Source organism: Agromyces archimandritae (genome assembly GCF_018024495.1).
Lineage (GTDB): Bacteria > Actinomycetota > Actinomycetes > Actinomycetales > Microbacteriaceae > Agromyces > Agromyces archimandritae.
Map to the genome: position 1 here is coordinate 1,051,004 of NZ_CP071696.1, position 21,841 is coordinate 1,072,844.

Consider the following 21,841-nt stretch of genomic DNA (forward strand, 5'->3'; position numbering starts at 1 on the left):
CTTCGCGGTCGGATGCGGATGGGTGCATCTGGCCGCGCGAGCACGCACGAGGCACGGGGCGGATCGGCCGCCGGGCGGAACGGTGCGGTTACGCGGCCGCGAAGGCGAGCCCCGGGGCTCGCGGGCGGACGCGCCCGGGCGCATCCGGGTCGCTCTGCGAGAGCAGGCGGGACGGGTCGACGGTCTGCCGCAGGCGCGTCGCGGCCCCCGCGGGATCGGCGGAGACGAGCGCCGGCATGACCCGGACGGTCAGCAGCACCGCGGTCGCGGCCACGCCGACCAGGCCCAGGACGACGAGCGCGAGATGCGCGTTCGAGGCGATCGCGAGTTCGGCGAGCTGGCCGAGGAACTGCAGCAGGCCCGTCACCGAGGTCGGGGTCGGCGTTTCGATCACGCGATCCTCCTCGGGTGGGTACGGGTGCCGGTGCGGCAGGATGGCTGCATGCCGACGGTGGATGCCGGCTGCGCCCCCTATCCTCTCACGCCGTCGCCGACGGTTCCCGGCGCGACTTCGCGCGCAGCACCGCCCGCCTCAGAGTTCGACGAGCCCGTGCGGCCGCGTGTTCAGCCGTTCGCCGCCGTGCTCGGTGACGACGACGATGTCCTCGATGCGTGCGCCCCACTCCCCCGGGAAGTAGATGCCGGGCTCGATGCTGAAGGCCATCCCGGGTTCCAGCGCGATCGTCTCGCCGGCGACGATATAGGGCTCCTCGTGCACCGAGAGCCCGATGCCGTGCCCGGTGCGGTGGATGAAGCGGTCCGCGAGACCGGCTTCGGCCAGGACGGAGCGCGCCGCGGCATCCACCGACTCGGCGCTCGCGCCCGGCCGCACGGCGTCGAAGGCGGCCTGCTGCGCCCGCTCGAGCACATCGTAGGCGTCGGCGACGGATGCCGGGGCCGCCCCGATCACATACGTGCGCGTGCTGTCGGAGAAGTAGCCGGGTTCGACGGGCCCGCCGATGTCGACGACGACGGTCTCGCCGGTCTGCACCACCCGGTCGGAGACCTCGTGGTGCGGGTCGGCGCCGTTCGGCCCGGAGCCGACGATGACGAAGTCCGCGGCCGTGTGCCCCTCCTCGACGATCGCGCGGGCGATGTCGGCGGCGACCTCGCGCTCGGTGCGACCCGGGCGCAGCCATTCGCCGACACGCGCGTGCACGCGGTCGATCGCGTCGCCCGCCCGACGGAGCGCGGCGATCTCTGCGGCATCCTTCACCATCCGCAAGCGCCGCAGCACCGGGGTTGCGAGCTCCGGCGCGGAACCCGCGGCAGCCGCGAGCGGCACGAGGTGCAGGGCGGGCATCGTCTCGGACACGGCGGTGCGGATGCCGGCGCCGAGCCCTGCGAGGGCGAGCGCGTACGGGTCGTCGCCGTCGACCCATTCGCGCACCTCGATCGGCAGCTCGCCGACCGCGGAGGTGCGGATCGCGGCGAGCTCCATGCGCGGTACGACGAGCGCGAGCGGCCCCTCGGCGGGCACGACGAGCACCGTGAGGCGTTCGAAGGTGCTCGCGCGCGACCCGGTCAGATACTGCAGATCCGGCCCCGGGGCGACGAACACGGCGTCGAGGCCCGCCTCGCGTGCGAGGCCGGCTGCACGCTCCAGCCGGCCGGCGTAGACATCCGCATCGAACCGCTCTTCACCCATGCCTCCGAGCCTACGCGTCGCCATCCCTCACGCTCCCAGGTAGGCCTCGATGACGCGGGAATCCTCGGCGAGCTCGGCCGCCGGCCCCGACATCGTGACCCGGCCGCCGTCGATGACGTAGGCGCGGTCGGCGATGCGCAGCGCCGCCCGGGCATTCTGCTCGACGAGCAGTACCGTCGTCCCCTGCTCGTTGACCCGCTGGATGATCTCCATCACCTGCTTGACGATGAGCGGGGCCAAGCCCATCGAGGGTTCGTCGAGCAGCAGCAGCTTCGGCCCGCCGACGAGGGCGCGGCCGAGGGCGAGCATCTGTTGCTCGCCGCCCGAGAGGGTGCCGCCCTGCTGGGCCCTGCGCTCGGCGAGGCGCGGCATGAGCTCGTACGCTTCGTCGGCACGCTGCCGGATGAGGCGCTGATCCTTCACGAGGTAGCCGCCGATGAGGAGGTTCTCGTGCACCGTCATCGTCGAGAAGATGCGTCGCCCCTCGGGGATGTGCAGGAGCCCGGCGCCGACGATGTCCCACGGGTGCAGCTTCGCGAGGTCGCGGTCGCCCCAGCGCACGGTGCCCGCCTTCGGCCGTACGAGGCCCGAGATCATCGACAGGGTCGAGGTCTTGCCGGCGCCGTTGTTGCCGAGCAGGGCGACGATCTCGCCCTCGGCGACCTCGAGGCTCAGCCCGTCGAGGGCCTGCACGCGGTGGTAGAAGAGATCGACGCCGTCGATCACGAGCGAGCTCATTCGTCCTCCTCCGACCCGAGGTAGGCCTCGATGACGGCCGGGTCGGCCTTGACCTCGGCCGGGGTGCCGTCGGCGATCTCCTTGCCGAAGTTCAGCACGACGACGCGTTCCGAGACCTCCATGACGAGCCCCATATCGTGCTCGATGAGCACGATGCCGACGCCGAGGTCGCGGATGCGGCGGATGAGCCCCATGAGCTCGGTCTTCTCGCGGTGGTTCAGGCCCGCCCCGGGCTCGTCGAGCAGCAACAGCCGGGGTCCGGATGCCAGGGCGCGCGCGATCTCGAGGCGGCGCTGCTCGCCGTAGGGCAGCTGGGTGACGAGGAGGTCCTCGTCGTGCCGGAACCCGACGAAGTCGAGCCAGCCGCGCGCATCCTCGGTGCACTGGGCTTCGGCGCGACGGTAGCGCGGAGTGTGCAGCAGGGCATCGATGACGTTCTCGCGAAGCCTGGAGTGCATGGCCGTCTTCACGTTGTCGAGCACGGTCATGTCGTGGAAAAGTCGTAGGTTCTGGAAGGTGCGCGCCATGCCCTTCTTCGTGATCGCCGACGGCCGGAGCCTCGTGATCTCCTCACCGGCGAAGCGCACGGTTCCGTCGCTCGGCCGGTAGAACCCGGTGATGCAGTTGAACGCGCTCGTCTTGCCGGCGCCGTTCGGGCCGATGACCGAGACGATCTCACCGGCGTGCACGTCGAAGCTCAGCCCGTCGACGGCACGCACGCCGCCGAATCGGACGGCGAGGTTCTGCACGCTCAGCAGCAGTTCGCCGGCACGCACCTCGGTCGCCGCGGTCATCGGACCTCCTCCTGTTCGGGCGCGGCGGGGGCCGCCGGGGAAACGTCGGGCGGCGTGGATTCGGGATCCTGTCCGGCCGGATCGGGAGCCCCTTCCGCATCGGGCCGCGCCACGGCATCCACTGCGGCATGGGGCCGCGCCGCAGCGTCGGACGGCACCGCGGCATCCGCCCCCGCGACGGCCTCGGCCGGCGGCTTGCGCCGCTTCAGGAACGGCAGCACCGCGTTCGCCGGCCACAGCCCCGACGGACGGAAGATCATGACGACGACGAGCAGGACGCCGAAGATCAGGTAGCGCCACTCGCTGAACTCGCGCAGGAACTCGGGCGCGAGCGAGACGAACAGGGCCCCGATGATGACGCCGGGCGTCGAGCCCATGCCGCCGAGCACGACCGCCATGAGGATGAGCGCCGAATACAGGAACTCGAAGGAGGGCGGGGAGATCGCGCTGAGGTGCGTCGCGAGGAGGGTGCCGGCGAGGCCGCCCCAGACGGCACCGATGATGTACGCCGACAGCTTCGTCGTGTAGCCGTTGATGCCCATCGCCTCGCTGGCGTCCTCGTCGTCGCGGATCGACTTCCACGCGCGGCCGAGTTTGCCCCGGGAGAGCCGGGCGGCGCCCACGGTCGCCAGGCCGAGGGCGACGATGACGACGAAGTAGTAGAAGAGGATCTTCGCGCTGAAGTGGATGCCGCCGAGGTCGAGCCCGTCGGCGAACGACCACCCGAAGAACGACCAGGTGGGGATGCCGTGGATGCCGCTCGCACCGCCCGTGACGTCGAGGTTCGTCGCCGTGATGCGGATGATCTCGCCGAAGCCGAGCGTGACGATCGCGAGGTAGTCGCTGCGGAGGCGGAGCGTCGGGCCGCCGATGACGATGCCCGCGAGGATGCAGGCGACGACGACCGCCGGGATCGTCTCGAGCATCGACCAGCCGAGCTGGGTGGAGAGGATGCCGGAGGTGTACGCGCCGACCGCGACGAAGGCGATGTAGCCGAGGTCGAGCAGGCCCGCGTAGCCGACGACCACGTTCAGCCCCATCGCGATCATGACGTAGATGAACGCCGAGGTCAGGATGGAGATGACATACGGCGAGGCGGTGATGAAGGGCAGGGCGAGCGCCGCGATGAACAGCAGCAGGCCGAGTCCGTTCATGAAGCGCTGCGGGGCGAGGAGCCCCGACAGCGGGGCGGGGCGCGGGCGCAACGGTGCCGGCGCGGCGATGTAGGCGCCGTGCGCGGCGGCGTCCCGGGTCTTCGGTGCGGCCATGATCACATCCGTTCCGCGACGCGGGCCCCGAGGATCCCCGTGGGCCGGATGGACAGGAACAGGATGAGGCACGCGAAGGTGAACACGTCGCGCCATTCGCCGCCGAGCACGAAGGTGCCGAAGGACTCGAGCAACCCGAGCACGAGCCCGCCGAGCATGGCGCCGTAGAGGTTGCCGATGCCGCCGATGACGGCCGCGGTGAAGGCCTTCAGCCCGATCGTGAAGCCCATCAGGAAGTCGATCGAGCCGTAGTAGGCGCCCGCCATGACGCCGGCGGCGCCGGCGAGCGCCGAGCCGATGAAGAAGGTGCGGGAGATGACCCGGTTGACGTTCACCCCCATGAGCAGCGAGGCCTGCGGGTCGAGCGCGATCGCGCGCATCGCCCGGCCCTCACGAGAACGCATCACGTAGAGCTGCAGCACCCACATGAGCAGGGCCGCGATGACCATGAGGACGATCTGCGTGACCGAGACGCGACCGCCGAGCACGTCGAAGGAGCCGCCGGAGAGCCGGAACGGGAACACCTCGGGCGAGGGGCCGAAGATCTGCCGGATGCCGTATTCGAGGGCGAAGGAGACGCCGACGGCGGTGATGAGCACGGCGAGGCGCGGGGATCCGCGCAGCGGACGGTAGGCGACGCGTTCGACGAACATGCCGATGCCGCCGGTGAGGATCATCGTGATGAGGAGGACGAGGAGGAGCACCGGCAGCGATGCCTCGCCGATGAGCCCGATGGTCGAGCCGAGGAGCACGAAGGCGATGAAGGCGCCGAGCATGTAGATGTCGCCGTGCGCGAAGTTCAGCAGCTTGATGATGCCGTACACCATGCTGTAGCCGAGCGCGACGAGGGCGTAGAACGACCCCACGAAGAGGCCGTTCCACACGAGCTGGAACAGGTCGTCGGTGAAGAATCCCATGAGCGTGCGGGGGCGGGGGGCGGATGCCGGCCGGCATCCGCCCCCGTCGTCCGTCAGTCCTGCAGGTCGTCCTTCAGCACGAAGGTGCCGTCTTCGGAGATGGAGACGATCGCGAAGCCGCCGCTGGAGAGCGTGCCCTCGTCGGTGAAGGTCAGCGGCCCGGAGAAGACCGGGAAGCCGTCCAGGCCGCGCAGGCCCTCGACGACGGCGTCGGTCTCGGTCGATCCGGCGTTCTTCATCGCCTCGGCGACCACGCGCACCGCGTCGTACGACTGCGTCGAGTACGGGCCGGGCGCCTCGCCGAAGGCCTCCTCGTAGGAGGCGATCCACTCCTCGGCGCCCTTCAGCATGTCGGGCGTCTGGGTGAAGGTGCCGACGACGTTCTCGGTGTAGCCGGCGCCGGCGATCTCGGCGAACTTCTTGTCGACGCTGCCGTCGCCGACGAGGATCGGCCCGGCGTAGCCGGCGTCGATGAGCTGGCGCGTGATGAGCGCGCCCTCCTGGTAGTAGCCGGTCCAGACCACGAAGTCGGGCGTGGAGCCGATGACGTTCTTGACGTTGGCCGAGTAGTCCTTCTCACCCGGGGTGACGGACTGGTCGAGGACGATCTCGATCGTGCCCTCCTCCTCGGCCTGCTCGACGAAGGAGTCCGCGAGGTCCTTGGAGTAGTCGGTGTTGTCGTTCAGCACGGCCACGCGCGTCGCGCCGACCTTGAGGGCGTACTCCAGGGTCGCCTGGGCCTGCTGGGTGCCGGTGCCGTTGATGAGGAAGACGGTGTCGAGGCCGGCCTCAACGAGGGCGTTCGAGTTGGCGGCCGGGATGACCATGGGCACGCCGGCCTCGTCGAAGATCGGCAGCACGGGCAGGGTCGCGCCCGAGCAGTAGCCGCCGACGGAGGCCTCGACACCGGCCGCGACGAGCTTGTTCGCTGCGGCGACGGATGCCGTGGCGTCGCACGCGTCGTCTTCGACGACGAGTTCGAGCTCGCGCCCGTCGACCCCGCCGTCTTCATTGATCTCGTCGACGGCCATCTGGGCGCCGTTCTTCATGTAGTCGCCGAATGCCGACTCCGAGCCGGAGAACGGAGCGAGCATACCGAGCTTGATGGGGCCGGACGCGTCGCCGTCGCCGCCCTCGTCGCCGCCGGCGATGCCGCCGGAGCAGCCGGCGAGGAGGAGGGCTGCGGCAGCCGCGAGCGCGGCCGCCGGGGCGAGCGGGCGGCGCCTGTTGGGGGTGAACGACATCGGTCTTGCCTTCCGGATCGGGACGCTGTGGAGGGCGAACGGCGGGCGCTTCGGGTCGACGCCCGCCGTTCTGCTGTGTGACACATTACAGAGACCCACCGACATCGGGAAGACCCAAATTTTCTCGGGATCGGCCCTCCATCGGGGGGTGGCGTACGTGCCGGCTACGCCTTCGAGCCCCAATGCACCGACTCGCCGGCCGGTGAGAACGACTGCGGGACACCCCACGGATTCGCCGTCTTGAGCGGCGCCGGCAGCAGCGCCTCCGGCGCGCCCTGGTAGGCGACGGGCCGGAGGAAGCGCGTGATGGCGGCCGTGCCCACGGACGTCGAGGAGTCGTTCGTGGTCGCCGGCCACGGCCCGCCGTGCTGCATCGCCGGGGTCACGGCGACCCCCGTCGGCCAACCGTCGAAGAGCACCCGCCCGGCATGCTCGGTGAGCACCCGCACGAGGGCCTCCAGCGCCCCGCCGGCCTCATCGCCGCCCGCATGCACGGTCGCCGTGAGGTTGCCCTCGAAGAGCTGCGGCACGAGTTCGGCGAGCGCGGCATCCGCACCGTGCTCGACGAGGATCGAGAGCGGACCGAACGCCTCTTCGAGGAGCGTGTCGCGCTCATCGAGCAGGGTCTCGAGCGAGACGGCGACGATCGTCGGCGTCGCCGATCCCTGGCCGTCGCCATGGATCTCGATGTCGCCGGCATGGATGACGCGCACGCCCTGGGTGCCGAGGATCACCTCGCGGCGCTGCCGATAACCGGCGGCGATCCGCGGGTTCAGCATTCGGTGCGGCGCCACCTCGGCGGCCGCCGACGCGATCGCCTCGTCGAGACCGTGCCCGTACGGCAGGAAGAGGAACCCGGGCTTCGTGCACAGCTGCCCGGCCGAGCCCGACACGCTCGTGACGTAGCCTGCGGCGATCACCGCGCCCCGTTCGTCGATCGCCGCCTGCGTGGCGAACACGGGATTCACGCTGCCGAGTTCGCCGAAGAAGGGGATCGGGGCAGGCCTTGCAGCGGCGATATCGGCCAGCATGCGGCCGGCCGGGATCGACCCGGTGAAGGAGCCGGCCTTCACCCGTGCATCCTTCAGTACGGCGACGCCGGCCTCCTGCCCGGTGACGAGCTGGAAGGTGCCCGCAGGCATCCCGGCGCCGGCGAGCGCGTCGGCGACGACCTCGGCGGTACGCCTGGAGAGCTCGGGGTGGCCGGAGTGGCCCTTCAGGATCACGGGGCAGCCTGCCGCGAGCGCCGATGCGGTGTCGCCGCCGGCGACCGAGAACGCGAAGGGGAAGTTCGAGGCGGCGAAGTTCACGACGGGCCCGAGCGGCACGAGGTAGCGCCGCACGTCGGGGCGCACGCCGAGCACGAAGCCGGGGTCGGCGGCATCGATGCGCACGTCGAGGTAGGCGCCGGCGACGACGGTGTCGGCGAACAGTCGCAGCTGCACGGCCGTGCGGGTGAGTTCGCCGCGCAGGCGCGGTTCGCCGAGACCGGTCTCGTCCATCGCGATGCCGACGAGTTCGTCGGCGTTCGCCTCGAGAGCGTCGGCGACCGCCACCAGCGCCTTCGCGCGGGCGTGCGGCTCGGTGTCGGCGAACGAGCGTGCGGCGGCGTCGGCGGCGGTGAGGATCGCTTCGAGGTCCTGGGTCATGCGCTTCTCCTTCGTGTCGTGGGATGGTTCCGTGTCGTGGGACGGTTCGGCGTTTCGCGGCCGGGGTGGATGCCGGATCAGAACCGGAACCCGGTGGGGAACGGGTCGGACGGGTCGAGCAGGTACTGCCCCATGCCGGTCACCCATGCCCGGCCGGTGATGGTCGGCACGACCGCGGGGCGGCCGTCGACCTCGGTTTCGGCGACGAGCCGGCCGATGAAGCGGCTGCCGATGAACGATTCGTTCACGAAATCGGTGTCGAGGGGCAGTTCGCCCCGTGCGTGGAGTTCGGCCATCCTCGCCGAGGTCCCCGTTCCGCAGGGCGAGCGGTCGAACCATCCGGGGTGGATGGCCATGGCATGCCGCGAGTGCCGCGCATCGGAGCCGGGGGCGATGAACTCGACGTGATGGCAGTGGTCGAGCCCGTCGATGAGCGGATGCCGCGGCGCGGCGTGCTCGTTGATCTCGCGCATGATCGCGAGGCCCGCCTGGAGGATGTCCTGCTGGCGGGTCCGGTCGAACGGCAGGCCGACGTCGTCGAGGTCGACCATGGCGTAGAAGTTGCCGCCGAAGGCCATCGAGTACGGCACGGTGCCGTAGCCGGGCACCTGGATCGTGCGGTCGAGCGCGTCGGCGTAGCTCGGCACGTTCTCGATCGTCACCGACTCGGCGCGCCCGTCGCGGACGTCGACCCGGGCGACGACGAGCCCGGCCGGGGTGTCGAGGCGGATCTCGGTGACGGGTTCGGCGACGGCGACCATGCCGGTCTCCACGAGCACGGTCGCGACGCCGATGGTGCCGTGCCCGCACATCGGCAGGCAGCCGGAGACCTCGATGTAGACGACGCCCCAGTCGCAGTCGGGCCGGGTCGGCGGTTGCAGGATCGCGCCGCTCATCGCGGCGTGCCCGCGCGGCTCGTTCATGAGGAAGAGCCTCAGCTCGTCGAGGTGCGCCATGAAGTGCAGGCGCTTCTCGTTCATGGTGGCCCCGGGGATGACGCCGACGCCGCCCGTGACGACACGCGTCGGCATCCCCTCGGTGTGCGAGTCGACGGCCGAGATCACGCGTGTCGATCGCATGCGTCCTCCTCGCCGTTCCCCGCCGAGACTACCGGCTCGCCAGGTAGTCGAGGGCGGCCTGCGTGTCGCGGCGGACGACGGCCTCCTGCTCGGGGGCGAGCGGGCCGCGCGGCGGGCGGGTGCGGCCGCCGTAGCTGCCGCCGGCGATGTCGATGGAGAGCTTGATGGCCTGCACGAACTCGGTCTTCGAGTCCCAGCGGAACACGGGCACGAGGTGCCGGTACAGTTCGCGGGCCTCTTCGATGCGCCCTGAGGCGGCGAGGGTGTAGATCTCGACGGCCTCCTTCGGGAACGCGTTGGGGTAGCCGGCGAACCAGCCCGTCGCCCCGACGACGAGGGATTCGAAGAGCAGGTCGTCGGCGCCGGCGATGACGTCGATGTCGCAGCGTTCCGTGATCTCGAGCACGCGGCGCACATCGCCCGAGAACTCCTTGACGGCCACGACGTTCTCGAGCTGGGCGAGTTCGGCGATGAGCTCGGGCGTGAGGTCGACCTTCGTGTCGAAGGGGTTGTTGTACATCATGATCGGCAGGCCGACCTCGTTCAGGCGCGTGTAGTGCTCGACGACCTCGCTGCGGTTGGCGCGGTAGATCGTCGGCGGCAGCGCGAGCACGGCGTCCGCGCCGTCCTCCTTCGCGTATTCGGCCCACTGCACCGCCTGGTGCCAGCCGACGCCGTGCACGCCGGCGACGACGAGGCCGCGGCCGGCGACGGTCTGCACGGCGGTCTGCACGACGCGGCGGCGCTCGTCGTCGGTGAGGCTCGAGTACTCGCCGAGCGAGCCGTTCGGGCCGACGCCGCGGCATCCGTTCCCGATGAGGAAGTCGCAGTGCGCGGCGAAGCGGTCGTAGTCGACGGCGAGGCCGGCGGGCGCCGAGTCGTCCTCGCGGAACGCGAGGGTCGTCGCGACGATGACGCCGCCGAGGTCGAGGGTCTTGCTGGTCATGTGGTCCTTCCGGAGGGGTGCTTCGTCGTTCGGGGGTCGGTGGTGCGGGGTCGGTGTTTCGGGGGCCGGTGGATGCCGCGAGCTCGCCGAGCCGCACGGGCACGGCGATCGGCCGGCGGTCGGTGCCGGCCGCTTCGAGGCTGTCGGCATCGCGGGCGGGCTCGCAGGCGTCCGCGTCGTCGACTTCGCGGAGCGCACCGCACGCGGCGGGCGGCTCGGGCGTCGCCCCGGGTGCGGATGCCGCGAGCAGCGCCTCGACGGTGCGCCCGCACACGCGGCCCTGGCAGATGCCGAGGCCGGCGCGGGTGGCGAGCTTCATCGAGCGCAGCCCCGCGCCCGCGGTGGCGGCCGAGGTCGCGCGGATGCGAGCGGCCGGCACCTCCTCGCAGCGGCACACGACGGTGTCGTCGCGGAGCCAGCCCGTCCAGCCGGGGCGGATGCCGTGGGCGGCCTCGATGCGGCCGGCGAAGCCCTGCATGACCGCCCGGCGCCGTCGCGCCTGCGTCAGTGCGGCGTCGCCCGGGGCGCCGCCGGCGGCGACGTGCCCGGCGATGCGCCCCTCGGCGAGTGCGGCGTCCGCTCCCCCGATGCCGGTGATCTCCCCGGCGGCGTAGACGCCGGGCGCACTCGTGCGCTGCGCCTCGTCGGCGCTGACGAAGCGGCCGGGCGTCAGCGCGCAGCCGGCGGCGATCGCGAGCTCGAGGCGCGGGGTGAAGCCGTGGCTCACGCACACGGCATCGGCGGCCACGCGCGTCTCGGTTCCCGGGATGGGGCGCCACCGGGCATCCACTCGCGCGATCGTGACGGCCTCGACGCGATCGGTGCCGTGCGCGGCGACGACGGCCCGCCCGGTGCGATACGGGATGCCGTGGCGCACATGCCCGGCCGCGTAGCCGGCGAGCTCGGCGGCCTTGCCCGCGGCGCCGAAGAGCCCGGCCGGGTTCGCGAGCCATCCGCGTGCGAGCGCGCCGACGCCCGCTGCCTCGAAAACGCCGAGCACCCGGGCGCCCGTCGCGGCGAGCGAAGCGGCGACCGGCAGCAGGAACGGGCCGGCCCCGGCGACGACGACGCGTTCGCCGATCGCGATGCGTTCGCCCTTCGCGAGGGCCTGGGCCGCGCCGGCGGTCGTGACGCCGGGAAGATCCCAGCCGGGGAACGGGAGGGTGCGGTCGTGGGCGCCGGTGGCGAGCACGAGGGCGGACGGCCGGAAGACGCGGGGCGTGCGCCCGGCCCCGTCGACGTCGCCGATGAGGGCGTGCACGACGGGCGCACCGTCGTCGTCCCGTTCGATCGCCCAGACGTGGGCGCCGAAGAGCAGCTCGCACCCGTCGTCGCGTTCGAGGGCGCCGCGCATCCGCTCGAAGGCCGCCCATCCGTGGTGCAGGCGCGCCTCGCGCGCCGCCGGGCGCTCGGGGGGCAGATGCCGCCAGTACTGGCCGCCCGCGGCATCCGCACCGTCGAGGAGGACGACGCGCGCCCCGCGCTCCCGGGCGGCGACGGCGGCCGCGAGCCCGGCCGGGCCGGCGCCGACGACGAGCACCTCGCTCATGAGACCGCACCCGGCAAGGCGTCGTGCTGGGTTTGGACGACGTCGCCCTCGGCGGCCCGACGCCGGCAGGCGCGCACATCGCGGAGGCCGTTGACGGTGACGATGCAGTCGAAGCACACGCCGATGCCGCAGAACACGCCGCGCGGGCGGCCGCCGGCCGAGGTCGTGCGCCAGCTGCCGCGACCGGCGGCGAGGAGGATGCCGCCGATGGTCTGCCCGGCGACGCCGGCGACGGTCTCGCCGTCGACCGTGATCGCGATGGGCCGGGTCGCCGCGGGGCGGGCGGGATCGGCAGCGGCCGGGATCATGCGTGCGGTCATGGGGCCTCCGTTCGGCCGGGGGCTGCGGCCGCCGCGCCCGCTCCTCCGGAGGTCGCCGCGCCCGCTCCTCCGGAGGTCGCCGCGCCCGCTCCTCCGGAGGTCGCCGCGCCCGCTCCTCCGGATGCCGCGGCGCGCGCGGCATCCGCCTCCGCATCCGACCTGGCATCCGCGGCGAGGAGCCCCGCCCGCCCGGGCCGGAACGCGGCGGCCTCCAACGGCTCCGGCAGCCCGAGGATGCCCGCCGCCACGATCTCGGCGGTCGCGAGCGAGAGCCCGATACCGGCGCCCTCGTGCCCCGAGGCATGCCAGAGCCCGGGCAGCCGCGGATCCTCGCCGATGATCGGCAGGTGATCCGGCACGAACGGCCGGAACCCTCCGTAGGCGCGCATGATCTGCGCCTCGGCGAGGAACGGGAACAGCCGGATCGCGCGGGCCGCGATCGCCGCGAGCACCGCCGGCCGCATCCGATCGTCGAAGCCGATCTGCTGCCGGCTCGAGCCGAGCAGGACCGTGCCGGCAGCCGTCGACTCGACGACGGCCGAGGTCTGCAGGGCCGCATCGCCCGACTGGGTCGCGTCGAAATAGTCGCCGTCGTAGACCTTGCGGAACACCCGGTGCGGCATGCGGCTCGTCACGAGCACCATGCCTCGCCGCGGCCGCACCGGCACCGGCGCGCCGAACGCCGCCGACACGGCCCCCGACCAGGGCCCGGCGGCCAGCACGACGGCGCCGGCTTCGAGGCGTTCGCCGGCGGCGGTGCGGATGCCGGCGAGTCGCCCGTCGGCGCCGAGCAGCGCGCCCGCGGCATCCACACCCGCACGCACCTCTGCGCCGTGTCGCCTGGCCGAGGCGAGCAGGGCCTCGGCGGCGATCACCGGCTGCACCTGGGCGTCCTCGGGATAGTGGACGGCGGCCGTGACGCCGGGCGTCAGCCAAGGTTCGAGTTCGCGGGCGCCTGCCGGATCGATCGCACGGGCGTCGACGCCGGCGGCGCGCTGCGTCGCGGCGAAGTCGAGGAGCGGAGCGGCACCGGCATCCGTCGTCGAGACGACGAGCCCGCCCTTCCGCTCGTACTCGAGCGAGGGGAACCCGTCGCCCAGCTCATCGGCGAGCTCGGCGACGGCCGCCGGCCACAGCCCGGCGGCGAACCTCGCGAGCTCGAGTTCGGGCCCCGGGCCTTTGTCGGAGACGAGCAGATTGCCCTCGCCCTTCGCGCTCGTGCCCGAGGCCGGCGCGGCACGATCGACGACCGTGACGCGCGCACCGGATGCCGCGAGGGCGCGTGCACAGGCCGCGCCGACGATGCCGGCGCCGACGACGAGGACGTCGGGGGTCACTGCGGCTCCTTTCGATGCGGGGTCATCAGTAATATGTCACACATCGCGTGCGGATGGAAGACATCCATTCGACCCGGCGGCGAGGCATCCACTCGCCGCCGATGCTCACTCCGGGACGGACGCGGGCTCGCCCTCCGGGCGCCCCGACCACCACCCGAGAGTGTGCGAGATATGGCGGCGCATGAGCTCGCCCGCCGCCGCGGCATCCCCGTCCGCGAGATGCTGCAGGAGCACATGATGCTCGGCCGCCGACTCGCTCAGATGCTTCGTCTCGAGCATCGCCGACAGCCCCACGAGCCGCGTGCGCGACCTGAGATCGGCGATCGTATCGACGAGCAGACGGTTGCCGAGCAGACGCGTGAGCCCGAGATGGAAGCGCACATCCGCCTCCAGGTACACCCGCAGATCGCCGCTCCGCGCGCCCTCGACGATGGCCGCCGCAAGCGTCTCGAACGCCGGCAACTCATCGTGCGGAAAGCGCCGGGCGAGCTCCTCCATCGCCGGCGGCTCCAGCAGCTGGCGCACCTCGACGAGGTCGCGCAGCGTCTCATCGCTCACCTCGGTGACGCGGAAGCCCTTGTTGCGCACGGGCTCGACGAAGCCGCGCCCCTCGAGATCCAGCATCGCCTCGCGAACCGGCGTCGCCGACACATCGAACTGCGCCGCGAGCGTCGGGACGGTGAGCAGGGTTCCGGGTGCGAGCTCACCGGAGATGATCTCCGAGGAAAGCGCCTCGCCGACCAGTGCACGCAGGCTCTGCTGCGGCTCCATCGGGCGGATCGCACTGGGCGCCATCGGCGTCCTCTCTCTCACGGGGTGCCGCGTGACACATTACCGGGTGCCGGGGACGCACCCCGCGCCGACATGCGGAACGCCCCCGCTGCATGCAACGGGGGCGTGTGGCGGTACCGGTGGGATTTGAACCCACGGTGGGCTTTCACCCACACAACTTTTCGAGAGTTGCACCTTAGGCCGCTCGGACACGGTACCGCCGACGAGTTTATCCGACGGAGCCGCATCGTCCAAAACGAGCGCGGGCCGGCATCCACACCGCCGATCGCGGGCCCTGACGCGGGTGTGGATGCCCCGGCGCGACGTCTCCGAGCGGGTGCGGATGCCCGGGCGCAACCGTGTCGGAGGCTCCCGCTACGCTCGCACCATGGCCCGAAGCACCTCCCCCTACCGCTGCACCGAGTGCGGCTGGACGACCGTCAAATGGGTCGGCCGCTGCGCCGAATGCCAGCAGTGGGGCACCGTCGTCGAGGCCGCCGAGCAGACCGGGATCGTGCGTTCCGTGCAGGCGGCTGCCGTGCCGGCCTCTCGGGCCGCGCAGCCGATCTCCTCGATCCGCGCCGAGGACTCCGCCCACCGGCCGAGCGGCGTCGGCGAGTTCGACCGCGTGCTCGGCGGCGGCATCGTGCCCGGCGCCGCGATCCTGCTCTCGGGCGAACCGGGCGTCGGCAAGTCGACGCTGCTGCTCGAGGTCGCCGCGCGCGCCGCGGCATCCGGTCGCCGCGTGCTCTACGTCAGCGCCGAGGAATCCGTCGCCCAGGTGCGCCTCCGCGCCGACCGCACCGGCGCCCTCCACGACGGGCTCTACCTCGCCGCCGAAACCGACCTCGCGACGATCCTCGGGCAGATCGACCAGGTCTCCCCCGAGCTGCTCGTCGTCGACTCGGTGCAGACCGTCTCGAGCTCCGCGAGCGACGGGCTGCCCGGCCAGCCGAGCCAGGTGCGCGAGGTCGCATCCACCCTCATCCGCGTCGCGAAGGAACGACAGCTGCCGCTGCTGCTCGTCGGGCACGTCACGAAGGACGGCACGATCGCCGGCCCCCGCCTGCTCGAGCACCTCGTGGACGTCGTCTGCCAGTTCGAAGGCGACCGGCAGACCGCGCTGCGCTTCGTGCGCGCGCTGAAGAACCGCTTCGGCCCGACCGACGAGGTCGGCTGCTTCGAGATGACCGGCGACGGCATCGCCGAAGTGCCCGACCCGTCCGGGCTCTTCCTGTCGAGCGGGCGCAGCGAGGTCAGCGGCACCTGCGTGACCGTCGCCCTCGAAGGCCGGCGCGCCCTGCCCGTCGAGGTGCAGGCCCTCGTCGTCGCGACGAAGGCGCCGCAACCGCGCCGCGTCGTCAACGGCGTCGACCCCTCGCGGGTCGCCATGATCCTCGCCGTCCTCGAGCGGCGCGCCGGGCTCTCCGGCCTCGGCGAACGCGACGTGTACGTCTCCACCGTGGGCGGCGTACGCCTCATCGAGCCGGGGGCGGATCTCGCGATCGCGGTCGCGATCGCCTCCGCCATGCGCGACGCCGCCGTGCCCCATACCCTCGCCGCCTTCGGCGAGATCAGCCTCGCCGGGGAGATCCGCCCGGTGACCGCCGCGAAACAACGCGCCTCGGAGGCGAGGCGGCTCGGCTACACGACCCTCCTCGACGTCGAGGCCGGCAGCGTGCGCGCCGCAGTCGCCCACGCGATGCGCGCGGCCACGAGCACCCGCGAACGCGAACTCGACGCCGCGTTCTGAGCGCGCGCGCCGCGGCGCCCGGCCGCGCGCTCTACCTCATCACCACCACTTCGGAGATCACCACCGATCCGGATGGATTCAGCCTCATTCATCCGAATCCGTGGCGATCTCCGAAACGGTGGCGGCCCCCCGCACCGGCTGCCGCAGGCGACCTCGACGGCGGCGCCCGGCCGCGCCGCGGCATCCACACCCCGACAGCACGTCGCGGCATGCAAGCTGCGCTTCGCCGCGGCGGCGGAGCGCGCTACGCCTCGAGCACGCGGAGGAGTTCCGCCGGCGGCGCCTGCATGGGGTGGGGGCCGGCGATGTCGAGGAAGACGGTCGTGATCGTCTGCTCGTGGCGCTTCAGGAACGTGCGGAGCCACGCCGGGCTCTGCAGTCCGACGGCGGGCGGCAGGTTTTCGGGCTTGTTCGCGGCGTCGCTGAACAGCAGCAGAGCGACGTCGCCGGTGCGCGGATCGCGGTAGGTCCAGACCTCGCCGCCGTCGAGCGGCTTGTCGCGCGGGCCGGGCTTCACGAGCGGAACGACGGTATTGCCGTTGCGGAGCGCGAGGGCGACGGCCGCCATGTCCTGCTTCTCGAGCGCTTCGGCGAGCGCCTGCGACCGGAACTCGACGGGCGCCCCCTTGGGGGCCTTCTTGCGCTGCGCCATGCGATCAAGCCTACGGGTCTCGCCCGCGCTCCCCGCCCGAGCCGCTGCGCACTGCCGAACCCGGACCGCCGACCAAGGAGTGCCGACCAAGGAGTGCCGAACTCCCGCCGGAGTGCCGGAATCCAGGCACTCCGGCGGGAGATCGGCACTCCTGTACCCCCTCCACCGACCGGAGTCCGTTTCTCTCGCACCGCCCGGCTCCACGGCGCCCCGGGTTCCTGCCCGACACGGCCCCCGGACCTGCCGTGCACCTGCCGCGCCCGGCCCGCCCCGTCACCGCCCTCTCACCCGCCCCCTTCTCTGCGCAATGCAGGAGTGCGCACGGCGTGTTGCATCCGCCCATGCGGCTGGGGCGCCCGCGACACGCGCGCACTCCTGAATTGCGCAAGGAGGGGGTGGGTACGGGCAGGGGCGGATGCGTGCGGCGCGCGCTTAGAAGAGCATGAACTGCTTGGTTTCGGCGGATTCGACGCCGTCGACGGTGACGGTGAGGTGGTAGGAGGCACCGTCAGCGGGGGCGGCGTCGCGCTTTCTGTCGCAGCTGTCGGGGGCGGAGCGGGTGCGGTCCCAGACGATGGGTGCGCTCGAGGAGATCGGTTTTCCGGGGGCGAGCGAGACCTCGGCATCCACCGGGTCCAGCTGGCAGTCGGTGGAGGTCCAGTACGTCTCGGATCCGCTCGTGACGGTGAAGACCTGGGCTGCGGTGCCGGCGTTCAGCACACACACGTTCTTGCCGGTGTTCGTGATGGTGACCGACAGTTGCGGCTGCTCTCCGGCGGCGTACTCGGTGTCGTCGGTGACGGCTTCGACCTGCACCTGCTTCGCCTTGCACGCGTCGCCGTCGACGGCGGTCGGCTCGGTGGGGATCGTGGACTGGTCGACGGGCGCCGCCGACGGCGTCTTCGGCGCTTCGCCTTCGGCTCCGTCGCCCGACCCCGGGCGCAGCACGATGAGGAGGATGATGGCGATCACGGCGATCAGGCCGAGCAGCACGACCGCTCGGCGCCGCCAGTACACCTTCGGCGACTGCGGTCCGACCGGCTTGCGGATCGTCGACATGCTGCCAGCGTACGGCGTGTCGCCCGCGTTTCCGGGTATCCTCGCGCGGCGCGCCGGTGCGTGCAGCCGCAGCTCGGCAGTGCATACCGCGGTGGTCAGGCGGTCGCCTCGACACGGCGGGCGGCCACGACGACGGGTGGATGCCTCGCCGGCGCGGCGAGCGGATGCCGCGCCGGCACGGCGAGCGGATGCCGCGCCGCCACGGTGACTGGATGCCGCGCCGCCACCAGAGCAGACAGAAACCAGGTCGAGACCACTGACCCGACGTCGAGCGGACGAGTGGGCTGCCGCGCCGGGATGGCGAGTGGATGCCTCGGTGCGGCTCAGCTCAGCCGAGCTGCTTGATCATCCGCGTGTTGCCGAGGGTGTTCTGCTTCACCCGGGCGAGATCGAGGAACTCGGCGATGCCGTCGTCGCTCGAGCGCACGATCTCGGCATAGACCTCGGGATCGACGGTTTCGGCGCCCATGTCGGCGAAGCCGTGCCGGCCGAAGAATCCGGTCTCGAAGGTCAGGCAGAACAGCCGGCTGAGGCCGAGTTCGCGGGCGTCTTCTTCGAGCGCGGTGAGCAGGCGGTGGCCGACGCCGCGGCCGAGCCAGGCGTCGGCGACGGCGAGGGTGCGCACTTCGCCGAGGTCCTCCCAGATGACGTGCAGCGCGCCGAAGCCGACGAGGGCTCCGCCGGCTTCGGCGACCCGGAACTCCTGGACGGCGCCGTAGAGTTCGACCCATTCCTTGCCGAGCAGGATGCGTCGATCGACGAGCGGATCGACGATGGCTCTGATCGCGGGCACGTCGCTCGTGCGCGCACGGCGCACGGTGATCTCATCCATCCGTTCATCGTACGGCGAGCACGGCGCCCACCCGCGTCGGGCGCTCTGTGAGGGCGCCGCCCGAGGCCGGCCGCCGTCGCAGCGGCGACCACGGAATCGGAGTTCGCCACGGATTCGGATGGATAGACCGGGATTCATCCGAATCCGTGGCGATCTCCGAATCCATGGCGGTGCCACCCGCCAGGGGTGGGCGCGGCGAGCGCACGGGGGAGGCGGAGCACGGTGAGCGCGCGGCGAGCGCACGGGGGAGGCGGAGCACGGTGAGCGCGCGGAGGGCGCGCGGGGCGCGCGGAGAAAGTGGGCGCGCTCACAGGGTGCCCGGGATGCGGTGCCGCGGGCGGGGCGCGCCGACTGGCGCCGGCGCGCGGCGGGGCGAGCGCGGTGGGCCGCCAGTGGGCGCCGCCACAAGGCGGCCGAGCCAGTGGGCGCCGCCCGAGGCCGGCCGCCGTCGCAGCGGCGACCACGGAATCGGAGTTCGCCACGGATTCGGATGGATAGACCGGGATTCATCCGATTCCGTGGCGATCTCCGAATCCATGGCGGCGACGACTTGCTGCGACGCAGCGCGGCAGCGCGGGAGCACCGCAGCACCGCAGCACCGCAGCACGGGAGCGCCACGTGCAGACGACGACGGGGGTGGATGCCCTCAGGCATCCACCCCCGTCGAAAACGCTCGGCTCAGTCGCCCGATGCGGCGAGGTCCGGCGTCGCCGGCCCCGTGCCGAGCGCGGCGTTCGCGTTGACGCCGACCGCGACGGGCAGTTCGCGGCGCGTGGTCGTGAAGACGAACTCGCCGTTCTGGAAGTCGACGTGCACGTGGTCGCCGGAGTTCAGCTCCCCGTGCAGGATCTTCTCGGAGAGGCGGTCTTCGACCTCGTGCTGCACGGCGCGGCGCAGCGGCCGGGCGCCGAGCGTCGGGTCGAAGCCGACCTCGATGAGGCGCTCCTTGGCGGCCGTGGTCAGCTCGATCGTCATGTCGCGGTCGAGCATCCGCTCGGCGAGGCGCTTGATGAACAGGTCGACGATCTGCAGCAGCTCGGGCTTGGAGAGCTGCGGGAACACGATGATCTCGTCGACGCGGTTCAGGAACTCGGGCTTGAAGTTCTTCTTCAGCTCCTCGTTGACCTTGGCGCGCATCGACTCGTACGCGTTCTGCGTGTCGCCCTCGACGGTGAAGCCGACGGGGCCGCCGGCGATGTCCTTCGTGCCGAGGTTCGTCGTCATGATGATGACGGTGTTCTTGAAGTCGACGACGCGACCCTGACCGTCGGTGAGCCGACCCTCTTCGAGGATCTGCAGCAGCGAGTTGAAGATGTCGGGGTGGGCCTTCTCGATCTCGTCGAAGAGCACGACCGAGAACGGCTTGCGCCGCACCTTCTCGGTGAGCTGGCCGCCCTCCTCGAAGCCGACGAAGCCGGGAGGGGCGCCGAAGAGGCGCGAGACCGTGTGCTTCTCGCCGTACTCCGACATGTCGAGCGAGATCATCGCCGCCTCGTCGTCGAAGAGGAACTCGGCGAGCGCCTTGGCGAGCTCGGTCTTGCCGACGCCCGTGGGGCCGGCGAAGATGAACGAGCCCGAGGGGCGCTTCGGGTCCTTCAGCCCGGCGCGGGTGCGGCGGATCGTGCGCGCGAGCGCGGAGATCGCCTGCTCCTGGCCGATGACGCGTTCGTGCAGCGCCTTCTCCATGAAGACGAGGCGCGAGCTCTCCTCTTCGGTGAGCTTGAACACGGGGATGCCTGTGGCCTGCGCGAGCACCTCGGCGATCAGGCCCTCGTCGACGACGGCGGTCGTGGCGATGTCGCCCGACTTCCACTTCTTCTCGAGGCGGAGGCGCTCGCCGAGCAGGTTCTTCTCCTCGTCGCGGAGCGAGGCGGCCTTCTCGAAGTCCTGGTCCTCGATCGCGGTCTCCTTCGCGGCGCGGACGACGGCGATCTTCTCGTCGAATTCGCGGAGCTCGGGCGGGCTCGACAGGATCGACAGGCGCAGGCGGGCGCCGGCCTCGTCGATCAGGTCGATGGCCTTGTCGGGCAGGAAGCGGTCGGAGACGTAGCGGTCGGCGAGGTTCGCGGCGGCGACGATCGCGCCGTCGGTGATGGAGACCTTGTGGTGCGCCTCGTAGCGGTCGCGGAGGCCCTTCAGGATGTTGATCGCGTGGGGCAGCGAGGGCTCGGCGACCTGGATGGGCTGGAAGCGGCGCTCGAGCGCAGCATCCTTCTCGAAGTGCTTGCGGTACTCGTCGATCGTGGTCGCGCCGATGGTCTGCAGTTCGCCGCGGGCCAGCAGCGGCTTCAGGATCGAGGCCGCGTCGATGGCGCCTTCGGCGGCGCCTGCACCGACGAGGGTGTGGATCTCGTCGATGAAGACGATGATGTCGCCGCGGGTGCGGATCTCCTTCGTGACCTTCTTCAGGCGCTCTTCGAAGTCGCCGCGGTAGCGGCTGCCGGCGATGAGCGAGCCGAGGTCGAGGGAGTAGAGCTGCTTGTCCTTCAGCGTCTCGGGCACCTCGCCCTTGACGATGGCCTGGGCGAGGCCCTCGACGACAGCGGTCTTGCCGACGCCGGGCTCGCCGATGAGGACGGGGTTGTTCTTCGAGCGGCGGGAGAGGATCTGCATGACCCGCTCGATCTCCTTCTCGCGCCCGATGACGGGGTCGAGCTTGGAGTCGCGCGCGGCCTGGGTGAGGTTGCGGCCGAACTGGTCGAGGATCTGGGAGCCGCCCTGCGGGGCCGCCTGCTCGTTCGCGCCGACCTGCACCTGCTCCTTGCCCTGGAAGCCGCTGAGCAACTGGATGACCTGCTGGCGGACGCGGTTCAGATCCGCACCGAGCTTGACGAGCACCTGCGCGGCGACGCCTTCGCCCTCGCGGATGAGGCCGAGCAGGATGTGCTCGGTGCCGATGTAGTTGTGGCCGAGCTGCAGCGCCTCGCGGAGCGAGAGTTCGAGCACCTTCTTCGCGCGGGGCGTGAAGGGGATGTGCCCGGTGGGCTGCTGCTGGCCCTGGCCGATGATGTCCTGCACCTGCTCGCGCACGGCGTCGAGCGAGATGTTCAGCGACTCGAGGGCCTTCGCGGCGACGCCCTCGCCTTCGTGGATGAGGCCGAGCAGGATGTGCTCGGTGCCGATGTAGTTGTGGTTCAGCATCTTGGCTTCTTCTTGAGCCAGGACGACGACCCGACGGGCACGGTCGGTGAATCTCTCGAACATTCGTCACTCCTCCGGAGCCTTGGCAGGTGGTGACCCCGTTACACAAGAGCGTAACGAGCGGGCCCTGGGATCGCGCCGGTG

The 21,841-nt window shown here is 71.7% G+C and carries 18 protein-coding genes, 1 tRNA gene and 1 pseudogene; 1 reads left to right on the forward strand and 19 read right to left on the reverse strand.

Features of this window, described 5'->3' with window-relative positions:
- Nucleotides 1-88 precede the first annotated feature (88 nt).
- From G127AT_RS04785 to G127AT_RS04850, 15 genes and pseudogenes are all read right to left on the reverse strand, one after another.
- Nucleotides 89-394: a DUF6412 domain-containing protein gene (locus tag G127AT_RS04785; RefSeq protein ID WP_210900560.1), complete on the reverse strand. Its 306-nt coding sequence runs from the start codon at nt 392-394 to the stop codon at nt 89-91.
- A gap of 138 nt (nt 395-532) precedes the next feature.
- Entirely contained in the window at nt 533-1,648 is a 1,116-nt protein-coding gene (locus G127AT_RS04790; RefSeq protein WP_210900563.1) for a M24 family metallopeptidase, read from the reverse strand.
- Nucleotides 1,649-1,675: 27 nt separating this feature from the next.
- Entirely contained in the window at nt 1,676-2,386 is a 711-nt protein-coding gene (locus G127AT_RS04795) for an ABC transporter ATP-binding protein (RefSeq protein ID WP_210900566.1), read from the reverse strand.
- On the reverse strand, nt 2,383-3,180 hold the full coding sequence (locus G127AT_RS04800; RefSeq protein ID WP_210900569.1) for an ABC transporter ATP-binding protein: 798 nt from the start codon (nt 3,178-3,180) through the stop codon (nt 2,383-2,385). The genes G127AT_RS04795 and G127AT_RS04800 overlap by 4 nt, the downstream gene beginning before the upstream one ends.
- Complete coding sequence (locus G127AT_RS04805; protein ID WP_210900572.1) at nt 3,177-4,448, reverse strand: branched-chain amino acid ABC transporter permease; 1,272 nt, start codon at nt 4,446-4,448, stop codon at nt 3,177-3,179. Before G127AT_RS04805 ends, G127AT_RS04800 begins: the two co-directional genes overlap by 4 nt.
- 2 nt (nt 4,449-4,450) lie before the next feature.
- Nucleotides 4,451-5,365 carry a branched-chain amino acid ABC transporter permease gene (locus G127AT_RS04810; RefSeq protein ID WP_210900575.1) on the reverse strand — a complete coding sequence of 305 codons (915 nt, stop codon included), beginning with the start codon at nt 5,363-5,365 and terminating at the stop codon, nt 4,451-4,453.
- 53 nt (nt 5,366-5,418) lie between these two features.
- A complete protein-coding gene (locus tag G127AT_RS04815; protein ID WP_210900578.1) occupies nt 5,419-6,609 on the reverse strand; it encodes a branched-chain amino acid ABC transporter substrate-binding protein in 1,191 nt (396 codons plus the stop codon).
- A gap of 164 nt (nt 6,610-6,773) precedes the next feature.
- The gene (locus tag G127AT_RS04820) at nt 6,774-8,258 is read right to left on the reverse strand and encodes an aldehyde dehydrogenase (NADP(+)) (protein WP_210900581.1); all 1,485 of its coding nucleotides are present in this window, start codon (nt 8,256-8,258) and stop codon (nt 6,774-6,776) included.
- Nucleotides 8,259-8,335: 77 nt separating this feature from the next.
- Nucleotides 8,336-9,337, reverse strand: a complete 1,002-nt coding sequence (locus tag G127AT_RS04825) for a proline racemase family protein (RefSeq protein ID WP_210900584.1) — start codon at nt 9,335-9,337, stop codon at nt 8,336-8,338.
- Between the two features lie 28 nt (nt 9,338-9,365).
- Nucleotides 9,366-10,283: a dihydrodipicolinate synthase family protein gene (locus G127AT_RS15995; RefSeq protein ID WP_244857747.1), complete on the reverse strand. Its 918-nt coding sequence runs from the start codon at nt 10,281-10,283 to the stop codon at nt 9,366-9,368.
- Between the two features lie 616 nt (nt 10,284-10,899).
- Nucleotides 10,900-11,832, reverse strand: a pseudogene (locus G127AT_RS16000) (NAD(P)/FAD-dependent oxidoreductase); the annotation flags it as partial.
- Nucleotides 11,829-12,152, reverse strand: coding sequence for a (2Fe-2S)-binding protein (locus G127AT_RS04835; RefSeq protein WP_210900587.1), 324 nt, complete (start codon nt 12,150-12,152; stop codon nt 11,829-11,831). The pseudogene G127AT_RS16000 and the gene G127AT_RS04835, both read right to left, overlap by 4 nt.
- Nucleotides 12,149-13,489, reverse strand: coding sequence for an NAD(P)/FAD-dependent oxidoreductase (locus G127AT_RS04840; RefSeq protein ID WP_244857748.1), 1,341 nt, complete (start codon nt 13,487-13,489; stop codon nt 12,149-12,151). Before G127AT_RS04840 ends, G127AT_RS04835 begins: the two co-directional genes overlap by 4 nt.
- A gap of 105 nt (nt 13,490-13,594) precedes the next feature.
- Nucleotides 13,595-14,284 (reverse strand): GntR family transcriptional regulator, encoded by a 690-nt coding sequence (locus G127AT_RS04845; RefSeq protein ID WP_210900590.1) that lies wholly within the window; start codon nt 14,282-14,284, stop codon nt 13,595-13,597.
- 105 nt (nt 14,285-14,389) lie between these two features.
- Nucleotides 14,390-14,479: transfer RNA gene (locus G127AT_RS04850), tRNA-Ser, on the reverse strand.
- Between the two features lie 169 nt (nt 14,480-14,648).
- Here G127AT_RS04850 and radA point away from each other — a divergent pair.
- A complete protein-coding gene (gene radA, locus G127AT_RS04855) occupies nt 14,649-16,013 on the forward strand; it encodes a DNA repair protein RadA (RefSeq protein ID WP_210900593.1) in 1,365 nt (454 codons plus the stop codon).
- Nucleotides 16,014-16,257: 244 nt separating this feature from the next.
- Here the strand turns inward: radA and G127AT_RS04860 are convergent, their stop codons facing one another.
- From G127AT_RS04860 to G127AT_RS04875, 4 genes are all read right to left on the reverse strand, one after another.
- Nucleotides 16,258-16,665, reverse strand: a complete 408-nt coding sequence (locus tag G127AT_RS04860) for a dehydrogenase (RefSeq protein ID WP_210900596.1) — start codon at nt 16,663-16,665, stop codon at nt 16,258-16,260.
- Between the two features lie 432 nt (nt 16,666-17,097).
- Complete coding sequence (locus G127AT_RS04865) at nt 17,098-17,724, reverse strand: hypothetical protein (protein WP_210900599.1); 627 nt, start codon at nt 17,722-17,724, stop codon at nt 17,098-17,100.
- 328 nt (nt 17,725-18,052) lie between these two features.
- Nucleotides 18,053-18,556: an amino-acid N-acetyltransferase gene (locus G127AT_RS04870; RefSeq protein WP_210900602.1), complete on the reverse strand. Its 504-nt coding sequence runs from the start codon at nt 18,554-18,556 to the stop codon at nt 18,053-18,055.
- Nucleotides 18,557-19,234: 678 nt separating this feature from the next.
- A complete protein-coding gene (locus tag G127AT_RS04875) occupies nt 19,235-21,760 on the reverse strand; it encodes an ATP-dependent Clp protease ATP-binding subunit (protein ID WP_210900605.1) in 2,526 nt (841 codons plus the stop codon).
- Nucleotides 21,761-21,841 lie beyond the last annotated feature (81 nt).

Excerpts from the sequence above, each read along its gene's own strand:
- radA (WP_210900593.1), top strand. The coding sequence starts at position 14,649 with ATGGCCCGAAGCACCTCCCCCTACCGCTGCACCGAGTGCGGCTGGACG.
- G127AT_RS15995 (WP_244857747.1), bottom strand. The coding sequence starts at position 10,283 with ATGACCAGCAAGACCCTCGACCTCGGCGGCGTCATCGTCGCGACGACC.
- G127AT_RS04870 (WP_210900602.1), bottom strand. The coding sequence starts at position 18,556 with ATGGATGAGATCACCGTGCGCCGTGCGCGCACGAGCGACGTGCCCGCG.
- G127AT_RS04820 (WP_210900581.1), bottom strand. The coding sequence starts at position 8,258 with ATGACCCAGGACCTCGAAGCGATCCTCACCGCCGCCGACGCCGCCGCA.
- G127AT_RS04810 (WP_210900575.1), bottom strand. The coding sequence starts at position 5,365 with ATGGGATTCTTCACCGACGACCTGTTCCAGCTCGTGTGGAACGGCCTC.
- G127AT_RS04795 (WP_210900566.1), bottom strand. The coding sequence starts at position 2,386 with ATGAGCTCGCTCGTGATCGACGGCGTCGATCTCTTCTACCACCGCGTG.
- G127AT_RS04835 (WP_210900587.1), bottom strand. The coding sequence starts at position 12,152 with ATGACCGCACGCATGATCCCGGCCGCTGCCGATCCCGCCCGCCCCGCG.
- G127AT_RS04865 (WP_210900599.1), bottom strand. The coding sequence starts at position 17,724 with ATGTCGACGATCCGCAAGCCGGTCGGACCGCAGTCGCCGAAGGTGTAC.
- G127AT_RS04790 (WP_210900563.1), bottom strand. The coding sequence starts at position 1,648 with ATGGGTGAAGAGCGGTTCGATGCGGATGTCTACGCCGGCCGGCTGGAG.
- G127AT_RS04805 (WP_210900572.1), bottom strand. The coding sequence starts at position 4,448 with ATGGCCGCACCGAAGACCCGGGACGCCGCCGCGCACGGCGCCTACATC.
- G127AT_RS04845 (WP_210900590.1), bottom strand. The coding sequence starts at position 14,284 with ATGGCGCCCAGTGCGATCCGCCCGATGGAGCCGCAGCAGAGCCTGCGT.
- G127AT_RS04825 (WP_210900584.1), bottom strand. The coding sequence starts at position 9,337 with ATGCGATCGACACGCGTGATCTCGGCCGTCGACTCGCACACCGAGGGG.
- G127AT_RS04815 (WP_210900578.1), bottom strand. The coding sequence starts at position 6,609 with ATGTCGTTCACCCCCAACAGGCGCCGCCCGCTCGCCCCGGCGGCCGCG.
- G127AT_RS04860 (WP_210900596.1), bottom strand. The coding sequence starts at position 16,665 with ATGGCGCAGCGCAAGAAGGCCCCCAAGGGGGCGCCCGTCGAGTTCCGG.
- G127AT_RS04800 (WP_210900569.1), bottom strand. The coding sequence starts at position 3,180 with ATGACCGCGGCGACCGAGGTGCGTGCCGGCGAACTGCTGCTGAGCGTG.
- G127AT_RS04875 (WP_210900605.1), bottom strand. The coding sequence starts at position 21,760 with ATGTTCGAGAGATTCACCGACCGTGCCCGTCGGGTCGTCGTCCTGGCT.